This is a genomic window from Methylomonas sp. 2BW1-5-20, assembly GCF_052474515.1.
In genome coordinates, this window is the sequence record NZ_CP184127.1 from 3,401,164 (window position 1) to 3,421,547 (window position 20,384).

Annotated in this window: 15 protein-coding genes; 7 read left to right on the forward strand and 8 right to left on the reverse strand. The window is 54.9% G+C overall.

Annotation, left to right across the window (positions count from 1 at the left end):
* Positions 1-2: 2 nt before the first annotated feature.
* Both ACH50O_RS15755 and ACH50O_RS15760 read right to left on the reverse strand, forming a co-directional pair.
* Positions 3-542, reverse strand: coding sequence for a response regulator (locus ACH50O_RS15755; RefSeq protein WP_446808715.1), 540 nt, complete (start codon positions 540-542; stop codon positions 3-5).
* A gap of 96 nt (positions 543-638) precedes the next feature.
* Positions 639-1,928, reverse strand: a complete 1,290-nt coding sequence (locus ACH50O_RS15760; protein WP_446808716.1) for an ATP-binding protein — start codon at positions 1,926-1,928, stop codon at positions 639-641.
* 427 nt (positions 1,929-2,355) lie between these two features.
* Here ACH50O_RS15760 and ACH50O_RS15765 point away from each other — a divergent pair, with 427 nt between their 5' ends.
* The 6 genes from ACH50O_RS15765 to ACH50O_RS15790 are packed head-to-tail and all read left to right on the forward strand — an operon-like array spanning position 2,356 to position 10,117.
* Positions 2,356-4,005: an ASKHA domain-containing protein gene (locus ACH50O_RS15765; protein ID WP_446808717.1), complete on the forward strand. Its 1,650-nt coding sequence runs from the start codon at positions 2,356-2,358 to the stop codon at positions 4,003-4,005.
* The gene (locus ACH50O_RS15770; protein ID WP_446808718.1) at positions 4,005-4,670 is read left to right on the forward strand and encodes a cobalamin B12-binding domain-containing protein; all 666 of its coding nucleotides are present in this window, start codon (positions 4,005-4,007) and stop codon (positions 4,668-4,670) included. Before ACH50O_RS15765 ends, ACH50O_RS15770 begins: the two co-directional genes overlap by 1 nt.
* Entirely contained in the window at positions 4,667-5,695 is a 1,029-nt protein-coding gene (locus tag ACH50O_RS15775; protein WP_446808719.1) for a uroporphyrinogen decarboxylase family protein, read from the forward strand. Before ACH50O_RS15770 ends, ACH50O_RS15775 begins: the two co-directional genes overlap by 4 nt.
* A complete protein-coding gene (locus ACH50O_RS15780) occupies positions 5,692-6,312 on the forward strand; it encodes a DUF1638 domain-containing protein (RefSeq protein ID WP_446808720.1) in 621 nt (206 codons plus the stop codon). Before ACH50O_RS15775 ends, ACH50O_RS15780 begins: the two co-directional genes overlap by 4 nt.
* Positions 6,309-7,970, forward strand: coding sequence for a sensor histidine kinase (locus tag ACH50O_RS15785; RefSeq protein WP_446808721.1), 1,662 nt, complete (start codon positions 6,309-6,311; stop codon positions 7,968-7,970). Before ACH50O_RS15780 ends, ACH50O_RS15785 begins: the two co-directional genes overlap by 4 nt.
* On the forward strand, positions 7,967-10,117 hold the full coding sequence (locus ACH50O_RS15790; RefSeq protein WP_446808722.1) for an EAL domain-containing protein: 2,151 nt from the start codon (positions 7,967-7,969) through the stop codon (positions 10,115-10,117). The genes ACH50O_RS15785 and ACH50O_RS15790 overlap by 4 nt, the downstream gene beginning before the upstream one ends.
* Before the next feature lie 19 nt (positions 10,118-10,136).
* Here the strand turns inward: ACH50O_RS15790 and ACH50O_RS15795 are convergent, their stop codons facing one another.
* From ACH50O_RS15795 to ACH50O_RS15805, 3 genes are all read right to left on the reverse strand, one after another.
* Entirely contained in the window at positions 10,137-14,840 is a 4,704-nt protein-coding gene (locus ACH50O_RS15795; protein ID WP_446808723.1) for a YCF48-related protein, read from the reverse strand.
* 577 nt (positions 14,841-15,417) lie between these two features.
* A complete protein-coding gene (locus ACH50O_RS15800) occupies positions 15,418-15,927 on the reverse strand; it encodes an aspartate carbamoyltransferase (RefSeq protein ID WP_446808724.1) in 510 nt (169 codons plus the stop codon).
* Positions 15,928-16,261: 334 nt separating this feature from the next.
* The gene (locus tag ACH50O_RS15805) at positions 16,262-16,954 is read right to left on the reverse strand and encodes an MBL fold metallo-hydrolase (protein ID WP_446812161.1); all 693 of its coding nucleotides are present in this window, start codon (positions 16,952-16,954) and stop codon (positions 16,262-16,264) included.
* 203 nt (positions 16,955-17,157) lie between these two features.
* On the opposite strand from ACH50O_RS15805, the gene ACH50O_RS15810 reads away from it, so the two are divergent.
* On the forward strand, positions 17,158-17,301 hold the full coding sequence (locus ACH50O_RS15810; protein WP_446808725.1) for a helix-turn-helix domain-containing protein: 144 nt from the start codon (positions 17,158-17,160) through the stop codon (positions 17,299-17,301).
* A gap of 12 nt (positions 17,302-17,313) precedes the next feature.
* Here the strand turns inward: ACH50O_RS15810 and ACH50O_RS15815 are convergent, their stop codons facing one another.
* Genes ACH50O_RS15815 through ACH50O_RS15825 form a run of 3 tightly spaced genes read right to left on the reverse strand, consistent with a single transcriptional unit; the run spans position 17,314 to position 20,286 of the window.
* Positions 17,314-18,105, reverse strand: a complete 792-nt coding sequence (locus tag ACH50O_RS15815; protein WP_446808726.1) for a F0F1 ATP synthase subunit gamma — start codon at positions 18,103-18,105, stop codon at positions 17,314-17,316.
* Positions 18,102-19,538, reverse strand: a complete 1,437-nt coding sequence (locus ACH50O_RS15820) for a F0F1 ATP synthase subunit alpha (protein ID WP_446808727.1) — start codon at positions 19,536-19,538, stop codon at positions 18,102-18,104. The genes ACH50O_RS15815 and ACH50O_RS15820 overlap by 4 nt, the downstream gene beginning before the upstream one ends.
* Positions 19,531-20,286 carry a F0F1 ATP synthase subunit delta gene (locus tag ACH50O_RS15825; protein ID WP_446808728.1) on the reverse strand — a complete coding sequence of 252 codons (756 nt, stop codon included), beginning with the start codon at positions 20,284-20,286 and terminating at the stop codon, positions 19,531-19,533. The genes ACH50O_RS15820 and ACH50O_RS15825 overlap by 8 nt, the downstream gene beginning before the upstream one ends.
* Between the last annotated feature and the right edge of the window lie 98 nt (positions 20,287-20,384).

A 20,384-nucleotide genomic window follows, 5' to 3' on the forward strand; every position in this document is an offset into this window, starting at 1 on the left:
AACTATTTCAAATCCTCTTCATCGAGAATAATCGAGCCGTCCTGCCCCCAGTTAACCTGGGTTATGCCCGGCTCCTCCGCTTCCAGTGCCCTGATAATCGCTTCTTTTTCATCCAGCAGCTTTTGCTGAGCACGCACTTGGTCCGCTAAAGCCCGGTTTTCCATCAATATACGCTTGTGCGCCAGACCGTTTTCCACAACGTTAATAATTTCCAGATTGCTCCAGGGTTTGTTGATAAAGCGGAACACTTCCGCCTCGTTAATTGCATGTTGCGCACCTTCCAAATCGGCGAAACCGGTCAACACGATGCGTACCGCGTCCGGCTGCATGCGTTTAAACAGAATCAAAAAGTCGATACCGTTAATGCCCGGCATCCGGTAGTCGGAAATCACCAGATCGAATTTATGCTCCTCCGCCAATAATAAGGCTTCCTCGCCGCTAATGGCGGTAACAGGCTCGTATTGCTTTAACAAACGCGTCAGCGCTTTCAGCACGTTCGGCTCATCGTCGACAATCAGTATTTTAATGTCTGTCTGGTTCATGGTTTTGCAATCGTGGTGTTCTGATACCGGTATAGTCTGGCACGAAACGTCCCATCCGCCAGTTTGGTTTTAAAAAACCGCGAACGCCGCGCCGGGCTATGCCGAACGCCCCAATTCAGGCGGACGAATCGGCAACCAAACGCGAAATCGGCTACCCTGACCCGGTTCGCTGCTCACGTCGATTCTACCGCCGTGTTTACGGACGATGTTTTGCGAAATAGACAAGCCCAAGCCGGTACCCTTCCCCACCGGCTTGGTGGTAAAGAACGGCTCGAACAGACGGGTAAGATTCTCAGGGGCAATGCCTTTGCCGTTATCGCCTATTTCCACCCAGACTTCCTGCCCCGTGCAACCGGTACGAATATGAATATCGCCTTTGGTCTCGATGGCGTGCGCGGCATTGATCAGCAAATTCATGAACACCTGATTCAATTGCGACGGCAGGCAATAAATCTGCGGAATCTCGCCGTATTGCTTATGCACTGTACAACGGTATTTCAGCTCGTTGCCGATAATATTCAACGTGGAATCCAGACCCTTATGCAAATCGCCCAATTCCCATTCGTTTTTATCGGTATGCGCAAAATCCTTTAAATCCTGAATAATATCGCGCACCCGCGACAGGCCCTCCCGGGACTCGGCAATCAATTCCGGAATATCGCCACGTAGATAGTCGAGCTGCTTGCTAGTTTTTAGTTCGCGTAAGTCTTGCAATGTCTCGGCCGATAAAGGATTTTCGTTTAATGCCGCATCGCAGGCGTCCATCACGGAAAACACGTCGTGCAAATAACCGTTTAGCGTATTCAGATTGGAACTGACGAATCCGATGGGATTATTGATTTCGTGGGCGATGCCGGCCGCCAGTTGCCCTATCGCCGCCAATTTTTCCGATTGCAAAAGCTGCAAATGCACAACCTGATTTTCCTGATGCCGGCGCTGCACTTCCGTTTCCAGATAGGCATTTTGATCTTTCAGCCAATCGCGGGCGTTCTTTAATTCCAACTGGGTTTTGATTCTGGCCAATAAAATCGACAAATGACAAGGCTTGTAAATGTAATCCACCGCGCCCAGCAACAATCCGCGCTCTTCCTCGACATCCGAGCTCAAGGCGGTAACGAATATCACCGGAATGTCGCGGGTATCGGGATCGGCCTTTAATTGACCGATGACTTGATAGCCATCCATGCCGGGCATCATCACATCCAGCAAAATCACGTCCGGTTTGGGTGTACCGCCGGCCAATTGCAAAGCCCTCGGCCCATCGGTGGCCACCAAAACCTGATAATAGGGCGCTAGAAACTGCCCGAAGATCGACAGATTGATGGACTCATCGTCCACTAACAAAATGGTAGCCTGGCGATCGGCCGATTGCTTATCGGGTTCCATCTAATTCCTGTTCGATTCGGCAAAAACCATAGATACCGGGAAGCCCAAGCCTCCCGAAATAGTGGATTCCGCGTTTGAGCTGGCGTTTACTTAAACATACCGAGCGAAGATAGCAAAGTTTAACGGATTGCGCACAGTCTTCAGTCTCGGCACTTCGGCCAAAATTCACTACCCCGGCGACTCCCCCAACAATGGCCAATAGCCTCGCCCACGCAATCCGCGGAACGAAACTTCAGATACACACTAAAATAATAGGGGAAGAACTCCGCTGTTTTGGCGTTTATGCCATTTAAGCTCACTTTTATCAATCGGCCTTATCAATCGATTATGTCATCCGTTTCCAAGCACGCACCGCACCTAGCGATATCCCTACGCTCGGGTACAAGCTTCGATACGGCAACGCCCCGCTTAGCCGCCGTCAACGACAATGACTGAAGGAGACTTCGATACCGGGCGGCCAACATCTCCGGCAGGAGATCCACTGGCGACTGTGCGTAGCGAAAAGCAGACGCTGCGTTTACCGATCAACACTGCCGTATCGGTCCGGCAAGCACTGGATACCACCGACTTACGCGTCCGCGCCGCCTGCGGCGGTTTGGGCAGCTGCGGCGCCTGCCTGATTCAAATCGTCAGCGGCGACGTCAACCCACCGACGCTGACGGAACGACAAAAACTGCTGCCGGAAGATTTGGCCATAGGCATGCGCCTAGCCTGCCAATTACATCTGCGTAGCGACAGCGAACTTTTCTTGGAACACCCGGCACCGCATTCGGACTGGAAAAGTTTGGATACCCGTCAGCTATATCGCGGTGGCGGCGACCCGACCATCACCGACTACGTTTACGGCGTCGCGGTCGATCTGGGTACCACGCATATCCGCCTGTCCTTGTGGAACCGGCAATCCGGACGGCGCATAGGCAGCCGTTACAGTATCAATCCGCAGGTGGCGCACGGCGCCGATGTTCTGACTCGTCTGGATGCCGAACGCCTGAGCGGTCCGGACTGCCAACGTATCGGCCAGCAAGCGCGCGCCGCCATCATGGACGGCATTCGGGATATCCTGAGCCGCGACATGGGTGAAATCACGCCTATCCTGACCGATCTGGGTAAGGTGATGATCGTCGGCAACACCGCAATGCTCACGCTAATTTGCGGCAATAGTACGGACAGTCTCTACCAACCGGAAAACTGGCAAAGCCCTATTGCCTGCGAGCCGGCCGACACCGAGCTCTGGCTAAAGACGTGGCGCACGCCGCATGCCGAAATAAATATCGCCCAACCGCTAGCCGGCTTTATCGGCTCCGATCTGCTGGCGGATCTCCTCGCCACCGGCATTACCGAACAAGCGCAACCGATGCTATTGGCCGATTTCGGCACCAATACCGAAATTGCCCTGTGGGATGGCACAAACTTATGGGCCAGCTCGGTGCCCGGCGGCCCGGCATTCGAAGGCGTAGGGATGCGCAACGGTTTAACGGCCGAAGCCGGCGCGATCTGCAAGGTGTCCAGGACTGCCGAAGCCTGGCATTTGCAAACGCTGGGCGACGTATCGGCACGCGGCTATTGCGCCAGCGGCTTCATCGACGCAATTGCGCTGCTGTTGGAAACCAAACTATTGAAGCCATCCGGACGTTTTACCGAGCCGCACACCGAAACCGGCTATTTGCTGGACCCGAGCAACCCGCACAGTGCTATTTTTGCGAGCGATATAGATATTTTTCAGCGTGCCAAGGCATCGACAGCAGCGGCCATGGCACAATTGCTGGCCTTAGCCGGATTAACGGCAAGGGATTTGGACAGACTATGGATTTGCGGTAGTTTTGGTCAACATCTGGACCTGAACAACGCATTCCGCGTCGGCTTAATCCCCGCGTTCGCCGCCGAGCGGGTAAGCCTGCTTGCCAATGCCAGCCTGGCAGGTTGCGAAAAACTCCTGTTAAACCAGGCGAGCCGGGCAAAACTGGATTCAATCGTGCAGCGGTCCAAGGTGATCAATCTTGGCGGCCTGTTCGAATACGAAAACCGTTTTATCGACAATTTGCGCTTACAACCCATGCCCATCACGGAGAACGAATAATGCTCGAAGCTTATATTCAATCTTATAACGAGGCAGTGTTCGAAACAGATAAACAGGCGGCGTTGGATGTTGTGAATCGGGCCTTGAACGACGGTTTAAGTCCGGAGGATATCGTCTTCAAATTGGTAATTCCGGCGGTCGAACTGATGATGACTTTCATCGAAAAAGACCCGGATGCCAATCTGGCCCAACATTTCATGACCGCGCAAATCGCCGCCGACGTCACCGAAAAAATGCTGGAAAAATTCAGCAAACCGCCGGAGATGATCGGCCGCGTGGTCATCGGCGCGGCTTATGGCGACTTGCATTCGCTGGGCAAACGCATCGTCACGGGTTGCTTAAAATCGTTGATGGTCGATGTAATCGATCTGGGAACCAATGTCAGCGCCGAAAAATTTGTCGAAGCGGCGATTGCCGAGGATGCCCAGGTAATTGCCGTTTCGGCCATGATGGTCCATACCGCAACCAGCGAAAAAGGCAGTTTAGGGGTAAGGGCCTTACTAAAACAACACGGGCTGGAACACAAAATCAAGCTGGCGGTTGGCGGCGCGCCTTATCGTTTCGATCCGGAACTGTACGCCAAAGTCGGTGCGGATGCCTGGGCGCCCGATGGAGTTACCGCGGCCAAAGTCATCGTCGATCTGATCCGCGAGGCCAAGTCATGACGCCGCTGGAAATCGTTAACGCCGCCGCAACCGGCGCACCCGCTCCGCGGATTCCGGTTTTTTGCAATCTTCCCGACCATGGCGCCCGGGAATTGGGCATGTCCGCCCGGGAATATTTCAACAAGGGCGACTATGTCGCCGACGGTCAATTGCGTATGCTGCGGCGCTATGGCTACGATAATATCTGGAGCCTGCATTATGTCGGCAAGGAAGCGGAATTGCTCGGTTGCCGGGAAATCCTGTTTGCCGACGACGGTGCACCGAATGTCGCCGACTTCGTCATCAAAAACCTGGACGACATCGCCAAACTCGAAATTCCCGCCGACATTACCCAACACCCAGCCTGGCAAACCATCGCCGACAGCCTAAAGATTTTGCGATGCGAAGTCGGCGCAACGCATCCGATTTGCGCTTATGTCACCGCCTCGACCACCTTGCCGGCCATCTTGATGGGCATGGACAAATGGATGGAACTTTTCCTGCTCGGCCCGTTCGATTTACGTGACGAACTGCTGCGCAAATGCTCGGACTTTTTCCATCAGGAAATCGCCGCGTTGCGCGCCTTGGGCGCCAATGTCCTGATTTACGCCACGCCGTTCGGCTCATCCTATTTCGTTAGCCGTAAACAACTCGAGCACTTGGTATTGCCCTGGATGCGCCGGGACTTATTGCCGGGCGGCACCGACGGCATCGTTTACTATTGCGGGATGGCGCCGTTTAACAATGTGATCGATCTGATTCTGGAAGACTTGGCAGTCAAGACTTTACACATCAGCCCGCTGGCCGATTTAGCCGAAGCAAAGCGTCTGGTCGGCAGCCGCGGCTTAACCTGCGGCGTCATCGACGATATTAAAATGATCCACTGGAGTGCGGAACAAACTCGCGCCGAGGTGAAACGCGTGATCGAAACCGGCAAGGTTGGCGGGCGATTTATGCTCAATAACGGCCTGATGCCCTTAGCGGTTCCACCGGCGAATATCCACGCCATGGTCAATGCCGGCTTCGAATTCGGGAGACTGGAATGAAAACCTTCGCTATACAAGCGGAACATCAAGCGCCGCTAACGATGATAGGCTGCGGCATCTTGCGCAAGGAAGTGGACAGATTGATCGATAATAACCGTTGGAATGTCCACACCCATTATCTGGACTCGGCCTTACACAATTACCTGAATCGGCTGTCGACCGAGCTGAATCAAGCCCTTGAAGCACGCGAAAAGCTCGGCGAAAAAACCGTAGTATTTTACGGCGGCTGCCACCCGCTAATGGAAAAATATCTGGAAGACCACCACACCTGCCGCACCCACGGCCAAAATTGTATCGTCATGCTGCTGGGCTACGAGTTGTTCATGCAGGAACTGGAAAAAGGCGCTTATTTTTTGCTGGAAGATTGGGCATTGACCTGGGAACCTATGATCACCGCCTGTTTCGGCGCAAATATGACGGTGATTCGAGAAATATTCCACAGCAGCCATAAATATATTCTGGCCCTCAGAACCCCGTGCAACGGCGATTTCACGAGTGCGGCGGAAGCCGCCGCCCGTTTCGTCGATTTGCCGCTACAGTGGATGGATGTCGGTCTGGAGCATCTGGAAACGGTATTGGCCGATGCGATTACCCGGCGGCTGGCCGCGGAACAATGAAACAAGCATCGAATTATCGAGAACTACAGGAGCGGATCCGGCAGCTGGATAGCCGCGTCCGCAAACTCTCCGAAGAAAAAGCCAATCTGTATCTGATTCTGCATATGGTGGAACTGCTGAATCCGATTGCCGGGGTTGAAGGCCTGCTGGAGAGCCTAATGACAGCGTTGTGCGGCAGCCTGGGCGGCAGTAACGTCGAAATTTATTATCTCGATGAAGGCGATATCCATTACGCCAACTTGTTCGGCGAACGGCGGGTGCTGGAGCATATCGACGATCCTCTGGTCAACGAAGTGTTTCAATATCGCCGCTTTATCGAACAACAAACCGATTCGCAGCGTACCTTGCTACGAGGTGCGACACCGGCAATTGCCTGTACCTGGGTCATGCCCTTGCTGATCGGCAAGGAATTAATCGGTGTCATCAAGATGAGCGACATGCTGGGTTCGGCGCAAATGCGCGACTATCTATCGCCGTTTTTTTCGCACATGGCGCTGATTTTGAGCAACGAAATCAAAACCCGTATCGCCGAAACCGCCAATCAGGCCAAGAGTAACTTCCTGGCTACCATGTCGCACGAAATCCGCACTCCATTGAACGGTATCCTGGGCATGGCGCAATTGCTTAGCATGCCGGATTGCGACCCAAACAGGCGTCAAGAATGCGCGCACACCATTTTGACCTCCGGGCAAACCTTGCTGACACTGTTGAACGACGTACTCGATCTGTCCAAAATCGAAGCCAATCGGCTGGAGCTTGTGTATTCGGCGGTTAAACCGCCGCAAATTCTCGCCGAAGTCCAATCGCTGTTTAGCGAAAGCGCGCATCAGAAAAGTCTGCTGATCGAAACCGAATGGCTCGGCCCCGCCGAACAAAGCTACCAGCTGGACCAAATCAGGATCAGGCAAATGCTCTCCAATCTGGTCAGCAACGCCATCAAATTTACCGATCAAGGCGAGATCCGCATTCGGGCCGCGGAACGGGCACGGCACGAGACGCATGCCGAGTTGGAGTTTTCGGTAACCGATTCCGGCATCGGCATTTCCGCCGACAAACAACGCCTGTTGTTCAAACCCTTTAGCCAAATCGACTCTAGTTCCACACGCCGTTACGCCGGCACCGGCCTGGGCTTATCCATTGTGCAACGCTTTGCGGAACTGATGCAGGGCGAAGCCGGGGCGGAGAGCGCAGCGGGGTTGGGGGCTCGGTTCTGGTTTCGCGTCCGCTGCGAAATTCTGACTTGCCTATTAAGCGTCGATCATACGGAAACGGCACATCGCTTAGAATATCAATCAGACTCCTACCCGCTCCCCGCCCAAGTCAATAAACCTTCACCGGAAACTCATCCCGGAAATTCAGTTCATGATCTTGCCACGGGCATCGCGATTTCCGCTATAAGCCAGGAAGAAACAAACTTGATTCAAAACAACCTGGAGCTCGGCCCGATACTGGACGAACTGGATAATTTACTTGCCAAAAATATGTTTCATGCCATTAATCAAATCAAGCGCCTGCAAAATCTGTTGCAGGGTAACCCGGTGGCATTGCGGTTTACCGGGGTTGCGCAATTGATTAACGAAATGAAATTCGAACAAGCCCGTCAGCAATTACAGCACCTTTGTTCTGCATTGGGTTGGCGCGGAGCTCAAGGTAAATGAACAATAAACCGTTAAAGATCCTCGCCATCGACGATATGCCGGCCAACTTGGCGTTGCTGGGTTTGGCCTTACAAGACGAGTACCAAATTCAAATCGCCACCTCGGGCGGCAAGGGCTTGGCACTGGCACTGGATGATCCGCCCGACCTGATTCTGCTCGACATCATGATGCCCGATATGGACGGTTACGAGACTTGCCGCAGAATCAGGAGCAATCCGCTATTGCGGGACATTCCAATCGTGTTCATCACCGCCTTGACCGACCTCGAAGCCGAGGCCCTCGGCTTTTCGCTAGGTGCCGCCGATTATCTGACCAAACCTCTCAGTGTCGAAATCGCCCGTTTACGCATTCGCAATCTGCTGGAAAGGGAACAATTAAGGCGAGAACTACAACGCCGGGAGGCGGAACAACGTCTGGCAGCCAGCGTTTTCGCCCATACCCACGATAGCGTCGTCATTACCGACAGCGGTAATCGCATCATTGATGTCAACGCCGCGTTTACCCGGATAACCGGCTATACGCGCGCGGAGGTTCTGGGTAAAGATCCCAACATTCTGAAATCGGGCCGGCAATCGAGGGAATTTTACAAATCCATGTGGCAATCGCTGGATACTCACGATCATTGGAGCGGCGAACTCTGGAACCGCAACAAAAACGGCGAGATATATGCGGCACTGACCTCTATTTCCGTGGTGCGCGACGATAAGGGCAGTATTCACCATTACATAGGCTTATCGGCCGACATAACCCCGATAAAAAACCACGAACACGATCTGGAACGCATTGCGCATTTCGATCCCTTAACCGGCATTCCAAACCGGGTGCTACTGGCCGACCGGCTCGCGCAAGCGATAGCCCATACCCATCGTGCCGGCAATCACATGGCGGTATGTTATCTGGATCTGGACGGTTTTAAACCGGTTAACGATCAATACGGTCACGAAGTGGGCGACCAATTGTTGATAGAAATCTCCCAACGTATCCGCGAATGCCTACGTGCCGGCGATACCGTGGCCCGTATAGGCGGCGACGAGTTTGTGCTGTTATTGCTGGATTTTAACGATAGCCGCGAATGCGAAGCCGTCCTGGAACGCATGCTTTGCAAAGTCGCCGAGCCGTTAACCATAGCAGACTATGCCGTAGCCGTATCCGCCAGCCTGGGCCTGACCTTATACCCCGCCGATCTGGCCGACGCCGACACCTTGTTAAGGCATGCCGACCAAGCCATGTACATTGCCAAGCAACGCGGTAAAAACCGCTACCACTTGTTCGACCAGGAGTTGAACCGAATCGCACAAATACGCGGCGAAACTTTGGCCAGAATCGAAATTGCCCTGGCCAATAACGAATTTGTATTGCATTTCCAGCCTAAAGTGAATATGCGCCGGGGTATCGTGCTGGGCGCGGAGGCCTTGATCCGCTGGCAACATCCTGAACTGGGCTTGTTACCGCCTGCCGCATTTTTACCCGATATCGAAGGCACCGAATTGGTAATTGCCCTGGGCAACTGGGTTTTGACCAGCGCACTCGATCATCTGGAAAGTTGGCAAAACATAGGTTTGGATATTGTCATCAGCATCAATATCGCCCCGCGCCACCTGCTGCACCACGATTTTGTCGAAACCTTGCAAGCCGGCTTTGCCGGCCATCCGCAATTGCGGCCCGGCTGCCTGGAATTGGAAATATTGGAAACCGCCGCGCTGGAAGATATTGGCCGAGTCACTACCGTGATGAAGGAATGTCAAAAAATGGGGGTCGGCTTTGCATTGGACGATTTCGGCACCGGATATTCGTCGTTGACGTATCTGAAAGCCTTACCGGCCGAAACCCTTAAGATCGACCAATCGTTTATTCGCGACATCCTCGGCGACCCGGAAGATTTGGCCATCGTCGCCGGCATCATCAATCTCACCGCCGCCTTTCATCGGCAAGTAATAGCTGAAGGCGTCGAAACCGAGGAACACGGCTCGCTATTGCTGAAATTGGGCTGCGATAACGCCCAGGGCTACGGCATCGCCCGGCCGATGCCGGCCGCAGACTTGCCGGCCTGGATAGCCAACTGGCTAACTAATCAGGAATGGCTGAAAAAATCAGCCCTCCCCTCGCCTTCCGAAACGGGGCTGGAGCAAGAAAGCCCGCTCAAATAGTCGGATAAGTAGGTCGGCCTTATTGCGGCTTGTGGATTTCCAGGTTCTCGATGAAATATTTAAACAGCCGGCAGTCGTCGTCACTGGGCGGATCAAACAATTGTGTGTGCTCTTGAAACGCTTTCGACAATAGACGCGGCAAGCGGGCATCGTGCGTACTGGTCATTAGAGCTTTGACGGCGCGCTCATAGTCGTCTTCACCCAAATAAAAATGCAAAGCAGCCAGCGCCACCAACTGCGCTTCGCCATGAGCGCCAGCCGTTTTCGGCCAACGGCTGGCAAAACAGCGCAAGCGATTTAAAAAGGCTTTGACGGTACGAGGCGAATTGATCTCCGGCGGCTGGGCTTGCGTTTCATGAATCAGCGGATACCAGATCCGCAAGGCCGCGGCAAACTCCGGGGTATCCTGGGTTTGCCGAGGTCCGAACCAATCCCGGCCAAGGGATTTGTATGCCATTTCCAGATAATCCACCAGCCAGTTTCGGGCTTTTTCGTTGACGCCCACCCACACCAATCCGCAGACCAGCAATATAAACAACAGTAACAAGCCATAGCCTATGCGTTGCGGCCAACGCGTCAATTGCTCGGGCTTGAAGTCGGCGCGAAACGAGGCGATACGCGACACGGCCTTAATAGCGTCGGTTTTCTCCGTCTCGGGTTCGACGCTCGCCGCCGAAGTGTTGCTGGCGGAAACCGGCACCGCTTGCTGCGTCAAAATCGGCGTGCTTGACGGCATGAGTATCGGCTGACTGGCGTGAAACGCCGCCCAGCCCATCGCCGCCAGCAGAACGCCGACTTGTAAAGTCAAAACCAGGCCGTTGCCGAGGGTTTGCAGGCGCTGCTCGCGTTCACCGCTGCTATCCTCCTCGCCGCCGTTGCCGGTTAACATGTTCAGCATCGCCTCGCTGCCGGCGGTGGGTACCGGCACTTCGATATTGATCAATTTTTGCAGATAAAACCGCGCTAGGCTGCGAGGTTTCTGAGTTGACGCAGCCTGAGCCGCCGCAACGCTTGCCGCCTGGCCGTTGTCGTCAAATTCGTGCAAAGCTTCGGCAAGTTCCCTGAAATGCAGCTTTACATTGGCCAATACATATTTAGGGGCGATGCCCATCACGATGAACAATTCGCCGCTGCTAACCAAAAAATTACAGGTTTCCAGCACTCGCAATGCGTGGTCCCGGCTGCAACGGTCGAGATCGTCGATAAACAACACCAACCGGCGCCTGCCGAGCAAATTGGTCAGCCGTTCGAAGCGCCGCTCCCAAATCTGCCGGGTACCCACCGGCTCGGCAGTTTCGATAACACCGGTTTTGCTGATAGCGGTTTTCAGCAAATCGGTGCTAGCCAAACCGAACAACGACGCCCCCTTGACCACCACCACACCGGCCACGGTAGTCAGCACCGTCAACAAGGCTGTCAACCAGGCCGGCAACGCGAATGGCGCTTTACCGGGGCTATGTTCCAGTTGTTTTACGATAGCCTGTTTCCGCTCCTGGGTTAATTCATGTCCGAGCAATTTTCCGGCATGCTCCAATAGCCCGTCATCGCTAGCAAAGCGGCTTAAGGTATCAATGCAATTTGCCGGTCTGTCGGCAATACCCGACGCATCCACGTTCACCAAACATTGTAATTTCTCGCAATCGGTCGCGCTAAACAGCTTGTCGGCAAGCGGCTTGGCTGGATTCGTTACGCTATCCGCTTGACCGCATAAGCGGGTATGGCCTTGTGCAGTCAACACGGCCGGTTGTTCCAAACCGATCAGATTGGACACATAGTGCCAAACCTGGCTTTCTTCCGACTCTTCATGAAAATACGAAAATGTCGCCAACCAGCAGAAACCGGTCAACAGCAACGCCGCCAGCAGTTGCAGCCAAAACCGCCGATGCGTCAGCAAGCGCAACCTAAACCACAGCCCCGGCAACAGCCAGGGCCATAGCGGCGGCGTGGCTTGCCGGCGCACGCATTCCAGGATGGAACCCAATACCTGTTGTTCTTCCTGATGATGCCAGGCGTTGTACCAGACCGGCCGCAAACCCTCGCGGCGTAACTCTGCTTGCAAATAATTCATCACCGAACTTTTTCCGCTGCCCCAGTCGCCGGTAATCGCCAAGGTTAACGGCGGCTGGGTGTTTTCGTTGCGCAGAAATGCGGATAAATCCTGGGCTAGCTTCAAACTGCCCAAATAATCTCTGCTGCCAGGACCGGTGGGCTTATCGGAAGCAGCGGTGGGATTGATGCCTAAAGTGGGATCATGGGCTTCCGGTTCGCGCAATTCGGCCAACTGCAAGCGCAAGCCCCGGCCAAACAGCAACAATACAGGCAGCCAGCTCAGGTAATACCAGGGCGCCGGGTAGCGTTGATACGGCAACACCGGATCCAGCCAATGCTCGCCGCCGTCGCTGGTAGCGAGTATGGTGCCCGCAGCGCCGACGATCCAGGCGAAACGGCCTTCGTGGTCGCCATGAATATCCGTCAGGAATGCCGTGGTGTTGCTGGCTTGCAATTGCCAATCTTCGCCGCCGTTCCGGGTGGCTAGTACGGTACCGCCATCGCCGATGGCCCAGCCTCGGCTGCCGTCGCCGGCAACAGCCAAGCCCCACAAATCCTGCTTGGTGAAACTTTCTTGCGCCCGCCAATTTTTTCCGCCGTCTAGCGTTGCTAAAATCGTACCGTATCGACCAACGGCCCAGCCGCGTTGCCCGTCGGCTTGGAAATGAATGTCGGCAATCACTTTACCGGAGCCGACGACTTGAGATTGCCAAGTCCCGCCGCTATCGGCGGTGAAATAGACTCTATCCATGTCTCCCGCGATCCAGCCGCGCTGACCGTCCGCTTGAAAATGCAAAGCCAGCGCTAATGTTTCCGGCCTCAATCCAGTCTTGCGTTGCCACGTTTGTCCGCCGGTACGGCTAGTGATCAGGGTCGAATCGCCCACCGCCCAACCACGTAGTCCGTCTTCGAGAAACTGCACTCGATAGAGCCGGCCGTCTACACCGCTGGCTTGGGCTTGCCAACTCCGGCCGCCATCTAGGGTATTCAATACGGTGCCGCCGTGCCCGGCCACCCAGCCACGAATGCCGTCGGCGAGAAATTGCAAGCCAAACAGATGTTCAGTGCTACGGCTAGGCTGGACTTGCCAGTTTTGGCCGCCGTTGCCGGTTGCCAATATCAAACCGTCGGCGCCTACCACCCAGCCTTGCTGCCGATTTCCCAGAAATTGCACTCTGGTCAACGATTTCTGGCTGGCAACTTGCCAAGTGCTTCCGCCATCGCTGGTAGCGAGTATGGTACCGTCGTTGCCCACCGCCCAACCCCACGAGCCATCGTCTAGAAAATCTACGCTAAGCAAATGGGACGATGTACCACTGTTTTGCGTTTGCCAGCTACGACCGCCGTCCATCGTCGCGACCATAACGCCGTTATCGCCCGTTGCCCAACCGTGTAGGCCGTCTTGCAGAAACCGGACGCTGTTCAGCTGTTCCGAGCTGCCGCTAGCCTGAGCTTGCCAGGTATTCCCGCCATCGCCGGTCGCCACAATAGCCCCCGCTTCGCCCACCGCCCAGCCGTGCAAACCATCGATAAACGTCACGCCGTTAAGGGTGTGTTTGAGATTGCCGGCCTGCGGCTGCCAGGTTTGGCCGCCATCCGTGGTAGTAACGATAAGACCGTTGGCACCCAAGGCCCAGCCATGTAAATTATCGGCAAATTTCACACATCCCAGCCATTGTGCGGTACCGCTAACTTGGCTTTGCCAACTTTTACCGCCGTCGCCGGTCGCCAGAATGATACCACCCACTCCTACTACCCAACCGTGGACGCTATCGGCGAAATATACGCCGTTAAGCGTTCCCTTAGTGCCGCTACGTTGTATTTGCCAACTCCTGCCGCCATCCATTGTGCTCAGGATGACACCGTCGTTTCCGACGGCCCAGCCATGTAGAGTATCGGTAAAAGCAACCGCCTTTAAATCCGCCGATTTTGGATCGGTCTCGGCTGCTTGCTGTTTCGCTACTACAGCTTGCTCGACGGTTGCCGGCGATTTTTTATCGGGACCGGAAACGGGTTCAGATACCGTATTGGCAAAAGTCTGTTTCGGTAGTGCGTTGCTTCCGATAGCGGGCAAGTCTTTGGATTGCACAAAGCTTTGCGTCGTTTGCGTCTTAGGATCTGCCACCACTTCCTGGCTTGCCGGCGCATTGGCATAGTCAGATTTGCTGTTCGAAACATTAGGTACCGAGTTTCCGGTATCGACAGGTGGCAAGTACTGTTGTTGACGCTCCGGCGGCATCCCGGCTTGGGCTTCGTTGATCCAGAAACTGCTGGCCCGCGGCAATGCTTCGACGGGTGGCGGACCGATGCGGCCTTGCTGCCAACTCACGCCGCCATCCAGGCTGTACACGATCAGACCGCCGCTGCCCACCGCCCAAACTTGTTGGCCGTCATCGGAGACGGCAAGATCGTTGAGGTTACCGGCAATCGCCGGCAGCCGGCGGAAGGCATTGCGCTCGACGGGATAGCCCCAGTAATCCCAGCTCAAAAACTTGGTGGCAGGACAATAAGCGTTGCGGTGCGGCGCTTGTTGGAAGGCGCCGACAGTAGACAGTAAGGCCAGGGTCAAAGCCAAGCCCAACCATAGTGCCGGGCGGCTCTGCCAATGGCCTGAAGCTGAAGTTGTTGCTTCAGTCTTAACGCTAGCTTTTTTACTTGCCTTAAGCACGGACATGTCGCCCCCTATGACATTTCTTGCGTAGGGACTTTTTAACAACAAAATCGCATCAAGGAAAGGCAAATCGCATGGCACTATTTCACATGCCCTGAGAGCCGTAGCTTGAACCGGCGATGCGCACGGCAAGGGCATTTAGCGGTGGAGACGCAACATCTTGCGTCTCTAAAGAACACGCGGCTTATTTACGCAAACTATCGCAAAACTGATCGATACCGTGGTTATCGATGTCGCACACCGATTCCTAGCATAGCGTGTTGATGATGGCATAAGACGCGTAAAGCCGGCGCCGAGTATCCATGTGAAATACCACATGGCGGTTCTCTTAATACAAAAGGTACCACCTAAAAACAGGCCCCACTTAGCAAGACCAACCTGATTGCCTTCCCAGATCGCGCAGACGATGTTGGTAATCAGCAAGCGCTCGACATCGGTTCCGCCAATAAAAGGTAACAAGGTGATGACGCCAAAATCAAAGCCTTCGGCAACGCAAACACAATGCCGACAATCCCAATAAACAATCACCAGATCAGACGGATAGTTTCATAATCGAACATGATTAGCTCCTGGATAAAAATTAAGGCTGGTGGCCATGATGCATGCCGTGCCCGCCGGGCACAGCGTGCCGGGCATGGTCGCTGAGCTGGGCGTCGAAATAGCTGTGTATGGCCTCGATCAGAAGTTTGTCTTCGGTCCGATATTCGATTTCCGCACCATTCGGCAACTCCCGATAAACGAAGCCCACTTTTCCGGCCGCCGACGCTAGCGCCTTAACGCCGGGCATATCGTCGCCATGAATACGGCGCGGCCCGGAAAAATCGCCTTCGGCAAAACGTGCGGCAAGTTGCGACAGATGACTACGTGCCAAGCCGATTTGCTCACTGTCGGCGGCCTCCTTGCTGATCACCTGCTGAATGCCGCCGGTTTCGGTCTTATTGAAGACATGCAGGGTTTTATCCAGAGCAAACGGCATCACATGACTACCGCGCTCCTGCACTTCGTCGAGCCGGGCCGGATCGACCGGCGGAATAGCCTGAGCTGTGGTAACGGACAACAGCAGCACAGTTGATAGAAGTGTTTTATTCATAGTCTTCTTCCCTAATTGGTAAGCCAACGCGGCTGGTTCAAAACAATAGCGCCAGGTGCAAGCTACTGGGACCAAGGCGCACATACTTCAGCATCCGATACATCTCGAAGATCAGCAGCACAGTATAAAAGATCGTAAAGCCGGCGATGGTCCAGGCTTGGCTGGCGCATTTTTTAAGATCATCGCCAAGCCGGTCACCAATATGATAGCGCCGAAAATACCATCAGCCATTCGCCGAAAAAATATCTGGCCAAACGGCCGCGGTCCAATAAGCCCAGCAGCAGACCAATGCAGATTGCCAAAAATCAGCGTCAAAACCATCTTCCTACTCCGACTACTCGGCTACAAAACCGCAGGACTGATTGGCCGGCAAAGCCTGATCGATGAATTTGGGATAAGCCAGCTTCAATTCGCTCATGATTTCGATGAACTCGGCCCGGCTGCGGCCTTGGCCCAGGCGCGGATTTTCGGCTATTTCTTGTTTGATGGTGGACACGGTATTGCCCTGGTAATCGTGTCCCGGATAAACCAGCGTATCGGCCGGCAACGTAAACAACTTGCCGGTGATGCTGTCGTAAAGCCGGCCGGCATCGCCTTGTTGAAAATCGGTACGGCCACAACCGCCGATAAGCAACGCATCGCCGGTAAACACCCGGTCGGCCATCACATAACTAACGCAACCACCGGTATGGCCTGGAGTATGCCGTACTTGAATATCCAGATCACCAACTTGCAGCAACACGCCGTCGGTGACCTGCAAATCCGCGCATAATGCGCCGGCTTCCCGATGCACCACACTTTTACTGCCCAGCTTTTCCCTTAATAAACCGGAGCCGGTAATATGATCCGCATGCACATGGGTTTCGAAGGTGTAAATCAGTTTCAGGTTAAGGCTTTGCAGTAGTTCGATATAAATCGGCAGCTCCGAAGCCACCGGGTCGATCAAGCAAGCGCGGCGGGTGCGCTCGCAGCCCAGTAAATAGCTGTAAGTGGAGGTTTCGGTGTCGAGGAGTTGTCTGAAAATCATCATCAAGCTCGTTTATCGCAAAATAAGAGGAATATACGGTTTATATATCAATTCTTGTGGCAGCTCGTAAACGAGCTCAATTACCTCGTTTCGTCCCGCACACCCTGCTCCGCAAACACGCCAACCGTTGATAGACAACTGTTTTAATTAAAAATTTTCGCTGGCAAGCCAACAGTTTTAGTTAATTTTTTTACAGATCGGCCATGCGACATCTACGCGTGACGTTTAATGAGGATCTAACCCGCGAAACATTGCAAAGTTGCGCCAACCATCCGGAACAGGTCGCTAAATACGCCGGATTGAGCCGAGCGGCTTTTTGGCGCAAGCTTAAGAAATGCGGTTTATAGCCCGGTCGCGCATCAATGCCGCCCCACCATTAACTCTATTTCCTCAACGATTTCTTCCTGACGCAAACGGTTGCGTTGCCGCTGCAACTCCTCGCCGCCGCGCTCCAGATGCCGCAACGCGGTTTCCATCTGCATTAGCCGCATATGGTTTTCCACCCGGATGGAACGCAACAGCAAAGCCAGCAGATTGTGAAACAGATAATGCTCGGCAACGCCGGCGGCCACTGTCGCCGCCGGCGCGAAAGTTAACGGCGGACTTTGCCCTGCATTGCTGGGGGCGTTCGGCAAGGGCCACAGGCGCTCGCTACGCGCGCCTTGTTCGTCGCGCAGGCAAGCAATCAACCCGAACGCCGCCCCCCTGTGCAATTCGGCGACCGCCGCCAAAATCCCGTCGATCGCAGCCGGCGCGTCCAAACCGCCATCGGCGCCTCGCAGCCGTTGCAGCGCGGTGCGATCATCCACCATTTGGTGCAGGCGTTCTCCAACCAAAATCAACGGACCTTGCTCATGAGCATTGCTTCGCCAAAAGCGCACGACATCTTCGTTAAAACTACCGCAAAAACCACGCACCGAACCCAACAGCAACCAGATATCCTTCGTAGGGTCGCTCTGTAGCTGTACCGGCAAGCTGTCAGCCAGATCGCCCAAAGCAATTGCCAACGATTGCACCACTTGTTGTTGAGCCGCCTCGCGCTTGCTGACTTTACGCAGCTCCGCCAACGCGAAACTGCGCATTGCGCCCAGGATGCCGGACAGATCGTCGAATAAGGCTAAACGCGCCTCGACTTCTCGCCGTTGGCTCATACCTTAGCCGCCAATAATTGCCGCAATACCGTCAGCCATTGCTGTTTAGGCGAATCAAGTTTCAGTTTGGCGAGCGGCAATTGTGCCAACGCGCTTGCTAACACTTCCGCTACTCGCTCGGCGGGGACGCTTTCGAGCAAGCCTTCGCCATAAGCCAGTAACCAGGCCAGATGCGAAAGCTCCGACAAAGGCTGCAAGCGGTCTTGCTTCAAAATTTCCCGTAACAAGCGCCCGCGTTGCAGCTTTTCCTCGACTCCGGCCTCTAGACGCGTGCCGAAACGGGCAAACAGCTCCAACTCCAAAAACTGCAAATAATCCAGTCGAATATGCGCCGAGGCGGTTTTGATCGCCGGATGCTGAGCCTTACCTCCGATCCGCGACACCGAACGGCCGATATCGATAGCGGGCAGAATGCCGGCCGCGAACAGCTTGCTCTCCAGATAAATCTGGCCGTCGGTGATCGAAATCAGATTGGTGGGAATGTAGGCGGACAATTCGCCTTGGCGAGTTTCGATGATAGGCAACGCGGTCATGCTGCCACCGCCGTACGCAGGGGCCAAAACCGTAGAGCGCTCCAGCAATCGAGAATGCAAATAAAAAATGTCCCCCGGATAGGCCTCTCGCCCCGGCGGCCGTTGCAGCAACAGCGACAGCTCCCGGTAAGACTGGGCATGACGGGTCAGATCGTCATATACCACCAGCGTGTCGCGGCCCAGGCGCATCCAGTGCTCGGCTATCGCGCAACCGGCGAACGGCGCCAGGTAACGAAAACCCGGCAAGGCGTTGGCTTCGGCAACCACCACCACGGTATAGGCCAGCGCATCGGCCTGACGCAGTGCTTCTATGGTACCGGCTACCGAAGACCGCGGTTGACCTATCAATACCATCACGCACAGCACATCGCGACCGCGTTGATTGATCACCGCATCCAGGGCCAGTGCGCTTTTGCCTATGCCGTCGTCGCCGATAATCAACTGCCGTTGGCCCTTGCCGATCGGAATCAGGCTATCGACTATCTTACAGCCGGTATATAACGGCTCGGAAACGAAATCGCGCTCGATGATCGGCGGCGCGGCGGCTTCCAACGGCCGGAATTGGCGTAGTTCCGGCGGCGGCAATCCGTCCAGCGGACTACCGAGCGGATCGACCACCCGCCCCAATAAAGCATCGCCGACGCCGATTTCCAGCTTGCGGCCGATATGTTGCACAGCCATACCCGCCGTGACACCACGGTTCTGCGACAGCAAAATCGCCCCCAGCACTTCCTTACCCAGCTGAAATACTAATCCGGTGCTGCCGTCGTCGAAACCTATCAGCTCGTCGAGCCGCGCCGTGGGCAAACCGCGTATCCAGGCGATACCGTCACCGATGCCGGCCACGTAACCGCGCTCGGAGAAACGCAGACCAAAACGATAAGGCGACGATTCAACCATGGTTGGCTTGACGCCGGAAAAATGCCAGTTCGTCGGCCAGATTGGCGTGTAATTGACATTCTCCAATCACCGCCCGCAAACCGGCGATCAGAGCGGGATCTTCCTTGAAAGTTAGCGGCAATTTTTGCCCGGCGGCAAAGGACATCGCTTCAGCCACTCTCGATCGTTCCGCGTCCGCAAGCGGATGCGCGCTAACTACCTCAACGACGGCAGCGCTCATCGGCATTGCCGCGGCCTTATTCAATGCTGCTTGCTCGCTGGCCGGCATATTGGCTAAATCCTGCAGAAACACCTCGACAATACTCTGCGTCAATTGCGGGTTAGCCAGCCGTTGTAGCATCGCAGCCGCTTGTCCGTAAGCCGCGCCCGCGGCTTCCCTAACCAACGCGGCTTCCCGCGCGGCGATCAGCGTCTGATTGCGGACCCGCAATTCGGCTTCTTCCTCGGCGAGCGCTTGTTTCAGATTCTCTTGCGCGGCATTACGCAATTGCGCTAATTCCTCCTCAAGTTGGCGGCGGCTGGTTTCCTGTTCTTGGTTCCACGCCGCCAATCTCGCTTCGTATTGCTGGCGCAAGGCTTCAGCCTCGCCGCGCAATTGCTCGGCGTGATCGGTTTCGTCCTTGATGCGTTGCTGGCGGGCATCTAGCATGGTCAATACCGGGCGATACAGGAAGCGTTGCAGTATCCACACCAGAACCAGAAAATTGAGAATTTCGAGAATGAAGGTTGTCCAGTCGAATTGCATCATGGAGTCGCTAACCTTTTGTTAGTGGTAATTTTGCGGCGTCGTTAGGAATCTATCCCCAGCTTTCGTCCGGTATCTTAACTCTCGCCCAGGTTTCGGCG